This window comes from Streptomyces verrucosisporus (assembly GCF_017114865.1).
Lineage (GTDB): Bacteria > Actinomycetota > Actinomycetes > Streptomycetales > Streptomycetaceae > Streptomyces > Streptomyces fenghuangensis.
In genome coordinates this window covers 1-1,215 of record NZ_JADEYH010000076.1, presented here as the reverse complement: position 1 = coordinate 1,215, position 1,215 = coordinate 1, and the positions used below count along the sequence as shown (strand labels likewise).

The 1,215-nt window shown below is 64.2% G+C and carries 1 protein-coding gene; it reads left to right on the top strand.

Features of this window, described 5'->3' with window-relative positions; all coding sequences use genetic code 11:
• Window positions 1–35: 35 nt before the first annotated feature.
• Window positions 36–1,213 (top strand): IS3 family transposase gene (locus tag IQ279_RS27500; RefSeq protein ID WP_206352038.1). Its coding sequence is split into 2 segments (ribosomal slippage): window positions 36–297 and window positions 297–1,213, totalling 1,179 coding nucleotides; the frame shifts between segments, so codons are not numbered across the junction.
• The last annotated feature ends 2 nt before the right edge of the window (window positions 1,214–1,215 follow it).

Here is a 1,215-nt window from a genome sequence, read left to right as displayed (position 1 = left end):
AGGGTTGTCCTGTAAGGAATCGAGGGAAGAAGCACGTGGCACGTCCAAGCCCGTACTCGCCAGAGTTCCGTGAGGAAGCGGTCCAGCTGGCGCTGAAATCCAGTAAACCGATCGCTCATGTCGCGCGAGAACTCGGCATGAACCCCGAGACGCTGCGCACCTGGGTGCGCCGGCACGAGCGTGAGAACGGACGGCAGGACGGACCGCTGCCGGTGGACGAGCGGGCCCGGCTGAAGGAACTCGAACGCCGTAACCGTGAGCTGGAGATGGAAGTCGCCTTCCTGAAAAAATCCGCAGCGTACTTCGCGAAGGATCCCCGGTAGCGAGCAAGTACGAGTTCATCGAATCGATGCGACTCGGAAACGCGGAGTACGCCTACTCCGTCGAGTTCATGTGCAGACAACTCGGCGTATCCACCTCCGGCTACTACGACTGGCGAAACCGGCCCGACTCCGCGACCGCCCAGCGGCGCGAGGAACTGCGGCTCCTCATTACCAAAGCGTTCGAGATGTCCGACGGCACCTACGGCTACCGGCGCGTCCGTGCCCAGCTGCTGCGCTGGGGCGTCGCCGCCGGCCCGGAACTGGTTCGGCAACTGATGCGGGAGTCGGGCCTGGTGCCCTGCCAACCGAGGCCGAAGCGGTGGGCGCTGACCCGGACGGCGCCGGGGCCGGTGCCGGACCTCGTCGGGCGCGACTTCACCGCCGACGCGCCCGGAGAAGAACTCGTCGGCGACATCACCTACCTTCCGACCGGTGAGGGGTGGCTCTATCTGGCGACCGTCATCGACTGCTGCGCCAAGGAGATCATCGGCTACGCCATGGACGACCACTACCAGACACCGCTGATATCCCGGGCGATCCGGAACGCGGCCCGCAACAGGAAGCTCGCGAAGGGCGCGGTCTTCCACTCCGATCGCGGCAGCAATTACATGTCGGCCGAGTACGGGAAGGTCCTCGGGAGACTCGGGTTGCGGCGCTCGGCCGGCCGGACCGGAATCTGTTTTGACAACGCCATGGCCGAATCGTTCTTCGGTGCCTTGAAGAACGAACGTGTGTCACGCGTGACGTATCACACTCGCGAGGAGGCCCGGCGGGACATTATTCGGTATATCGAGTTCTGGTACAATCGCAAGCGTCTTCACTCGGCGATCGGTTATCGCCCGCCACGAGAAGCACACGCCGAGCATGAACGACTCCGCCTCGCCGCATGAAA